This is a genomic window from Kroppenstedtia guangzhouensis (genome assembly GCF_014637345.1).
GTDB classification, from domain to species: domain Bacteria; phylum Bacillota; class Bacilli; order Thermoactinomycetales; family DSM-45169; genus Kroppenstedtia; species Kroppenstedtia guangzhouensis.
Genome location: NZ_BMEX01000046.1, coordinates 1 through 3,530, shown reverse-complemented (window position 1 = coordinate 3,530; position 3,530 = coordinate 1). Strand labels below are relative to the sequence as shown.

General features: G+C 44.6%; 5 protein-coding genes. 4 read left to right on the top strand and 1 reads right to left on the bottom strand.

Going from position 1 to position 3,530, the window contains the following annotated elements; all coding sequences use genetic code 11:
* Positions 1–383 precede the first annotated feature (383 nt).
* On the bottom strand, positions 384–788 hold the full coding sequence (locus IEV46_RS17600) for a hypothetical protein (RefSeq protein WP_188433885.1): 405 nt from the start codon (positions 786–788) through the stop codon (positions 384–386).
* 160 nt (positions 789–948) lie between these two features.
* Between IEV46_RS17600 and IEV46_RS17595 the strand changes: the two genes are divergently transcribed.
* The 4 genes from IEV46_RS17595 to IEV46_RS17580 all read left to right on the top strand — a co-directional run.
* On the top strand, positions 949–1,722 hold the full coding sequence (locus tag IEV46_RS17595) for a ParA family protein (protein WP_188433883.1): 774 nt from the start codon (positions 949–951) through the stop codon (positions 1,720–1,722).
* Positions 1,715–2,158 (top strand): hypothetical protein, encoded by a 444-nt coding sequence (locus IEV46_RS17590; RefSeq protein WP_188433881.1) that lies wholly within the window; start codon positions 1,715–1,717, stop codon positions 2,156–2,158. The genes IEV46_RS17595 and IEV46_RS17590 overlap by 8 nt, the downstream gene beginning before the upstream one ends.
* Positions 2,159–2,290: 132 nt before the next feature.
* Positions 2,291–2,488: a hypothetical protein gene (locus IEV46_RS17585; protein ID WP_188433879.1), complete on the top strand. Its 198-nt coding sequence runs from the start codon at positions 2,291–2,293 to the stop codon at positions 2,486–2,488.
* 753 nt (positions 2,489–3,241) lie between these two features.
* Positions 3,242–3,530 (top strand): hypothetical protein (locus IEV46_RS17580; protein ID WP_188433877.1); only part of this gene is annotated, 289 nt, incomplete at its 3' end.

Sequence of the window (3,530 nt, the reverse complement as noted above, 5' to 3'; positions counted from 1 at the left end):
ACACCCTACCACTTTCGCTTCCGCTTGTTTGCCATTTCTTAGCACTTCATCAAAAAAGAGGTTTGGCGTTTTTGTGAACTGGCTTTTAAAGTCTGGGAAATAGGGTTGGGGAGTTTTGTTATCCATTAAAAAACCTCTCCTTTTGCTGGAAGCAGATAACTGCTAGGCCAGCCAAGAAAGAGGATTCGCCCCGATCCGGTTTATCTATTTTATAAAGGGTGTCAACCCTACCGGAAAATACCTCTAAGTGACCAGTTGACCTTGATCGATGAAATAGGTACACTTAGGGTAACTTTACTATTTACCGGGGCGTCCTTTTAGCTTGGCGGCGGAAGGACGCTTCCTTGTTTTTTAATGCTTTTCTGTGATTCTATCAGACGGTATCAAGGCCGTCTAGAATCCTTTTCAGGGCCTTTGGGTCCTTTTTTTGTTTCCATCGTTTTGAAGTCCAGAGTCTCTTCCTTGAGGGTTAGGCTCTTAGCAGGTGGTTGGCTTCTGAGAAAACCTAGTACGATGTTTCCTAGAAGCTTACGGACTCCAGGTTGTTTGAGCATTTGTTTTTCCTCATTTGTAAGTGAAGAGACTGGGAGTGAGATCTCCTCCAAATTTTCTATTTCCTTAATCCGTTCTTCTTGGAGAGCGGCGAAGAAGAGCTTGGAGGGGTATTTGGAGTCTTTACTCCGTTTTTTCTCTAGGTATTTTAGATCTTCGTCGGTAACTTTTTGTGATTGAGGGACTTTGAAGGCGATTAATTGACCACGTTTCAAAGGCCCTGGTTTTCTGCCCATAAAAAATACTCTCCTTGTTACATTTACGGTTAAATTCTGTTTTTAATTTTAAACGGGAGGTTAACCTTTGTCAAGATCTCGGTAGGAGTTAGCCTTTATGTTCCCCTATATTTCCTAAGAGAGTCACGATAAAATGAGAAAAATAGGAGGAGGTGGAATTGTGGCGAATACCATATGTTTTGCAAACCAAAAAGGCGGGGCGGCTAAAACCACCACCACATCCATTGCCGCCTGGCTTCTCAGTCAGGATAGTAGGGTACTTGCCGTGGACATGGACGGCCAAGCCAATTTGACTGAGACGTTGACCCTTCGAGATGCAGCGGAAACCTTCGGTGATCGGACGGTGATGGAAGCGATTGAGCAGGCTGATCCGGAGCCCTACATTGTGAAAGTGACCGAAAATCTTCATTTGCTTCCGGCGGATGAATACCTTTCCCGGTTACCGTCTTTTCTCTATCAAAATCTGTCTCAGGGCGAGCGAGGGACTCGGTTAAGACAGACCCTTCAACAGTTGGGTGATTCATATGATTTTGTTTTGATTGACACGCCGCCCTCGCTGGGAGAACACACCATCAACGCTGTGGGGGCAAGTGATTTTGTGGTGATCATGTTTGAGCCCTCCAAGTACTGCTTCAACGCCATCCCCCGCTTTCTAAATTTCTGCCGAGACGTGACCGAGATCAATCCAGATCTAGATGTGGCCGGGATCCTCTGCGCCATGATGGACTTTCGTCGATCCGATATACAAGGATTGTATGAACTTCTAAAGGAGGAATATGGTGACCTGGTGTTTGATTCCTATGTGAAACGACGGGCAGCCACCGGCCGAATCGCCTTCGATGGTTTTGAAGAGAACGAAGAATTACGCTATGCCGTGGACCAGTATAAACCTGTGGTCAAGGAATTACGAAAGCGAGTGAGCCAAAATGACTAAAAAAGATTGGAAAGCTAAAGCTAAAAATCCTCCTACTGGCAAAGAGGGCCCTGGTGCCATCTTGATGGGCCTTGATAAAGGCAAAAATGAAACTGATACCACCAAGGAAGCTAAAAGGATAGACAAAATTGAAGCCGAAAACACAAACACTACAACCAAGGATAATGACAAAAATCATACAAGTATGGATGCAAGCATAGATACAAGTGCAAATAAAAGTACTGAAACAACTAAGGTTACATTTGTTCGAGAAAAGATCAAGATCAAGAAAGACAAACTGAAATATACAGATACACATACATCAGTTTCTACATACATCAGAAATGATCTACTTGACAAGCTAAATAGAATTGCACCTTATGTTGACGGTGGTAAGGCTGGGATCATCAACCGCGCTCTCGAAGATCACTTGCAACTGTATGAGGAAGAGGAATGACATAAAAGGTTGCCTTTATACCCTCGGGGACTACCGAGGGTATGTTTATAGCTAATTATTTATTTTCATTATTGCATATAATCGAAATAAATGTTATCATTTGAATCAAATGATTCAGATGGAGGTGATTAAGTGAACCAGCAACAGCAACAAATAGTGCGTATTACTAGCTTGGCAAAAACGCTACATACTTTTGAAAATGCGTTAGATAGCTTAGTGCAAAGTGGAATGGTTTGTCGACCAGAAGAAGTTGAGGCTTTTAAAAGGGGGTTCAGAGCATCCCTCGATCTGCTCAGAAAAGAATACGGCATCATAAAGGAGGACGAGTGAACAATGAAAAAGACGGCCCAACCGACAGGGGCAACGGCAACCAACCTTAGACCCCTGCCGATCCAAGACCGTCAAGAACAATCATACAGGAAAAAAGGAATAATTGCTCGGATTAAGCAAAGACCTTTTTTAGATTGGGGAATCCTTGTTGTTGTGATTGTTGTTGCACTTGTAGTGATCGCGCTTTCCTTTAGCAATACTGGAAAGCTAGCTATGGAACTACGTTTAAATCCATGGTTAACTGCTGGACTGGTTGAAATCCTTTTTGCTTCGTTGCTTACGATTCGAGCACGGCAGCGGGCAATGCAAAGAAATGTCCCGTTCTTTCTCACCTTGGGATACTATACCAGTCTTGCATTCGTTACTGGAGTGAATATGTGGGGGTTATATCAGGAGAATGAGAAAGTTGGCCTGATCGTTGGTGGCGCTATTTCCGGCGCCATGTGGTTGATGGAAACAACGTTAGTCTGGCTTTGGACTGACAGTCACCAACCACATCAAAAAAGTTTGAGAGAGTTGAAGCGGGAAGCAAAGAGAGAAAGAGAAAAAATGAAGCTCATCCAGGAAATGGAATGGATGCGCTGGGAAGCACAGAAACCTAATCTGGACTTAATCAAGAAGGCACGAAAGGCAGATGAGAAGAGAGAACAAGTCGTGAGAGCTGGGATACCTGAATTTTTTAGGTTGGAGGAATCACCTCAGGAGAACCTGGAGACCTCCCACCCAGCATCCTCCCATCTGGAGACTGGAGGAATGGAGAAATCTCCAACCGAAAAATTGGAGACCTCCAAACTGGAGAATCTGGAGAGTGGAGAGTTGGAGAATCCTCCAGCCATGGAGGGTGGAGACCTGGAGGAAGTGAAGCTGGAGACATCCAAGTTGGAGGCTGGAGAATCCTCCAACCTGGAGAAACTGGAGGAGGAAAAACTGGAGACTCCCAAGTTGGAGACCTCCAGACTGGAGGAAAAGAAACTGGAGAATCAGGAGAGTCTGGAGACTGGAGAGCTGGAGACCTCCCGGCAAAAGTTGACTGAATCTATCA

Coding starts and splice junctions, on each gene's coding strand:
- IEV46_RS17600 (WP_188433885.1), bottom strand. CDS start 788: ATGGGCAGAAAACCAGGGCCTTTGAAACGTGGTCAATTAATCGCCTTC.
- IEV46_RS17590 (WP_188433881.1), top strand. CDS start 1,715: ATGACTAAAAAAGATTGGAAAGCTAAAGCTAAAAATCCTCCTACTGGC.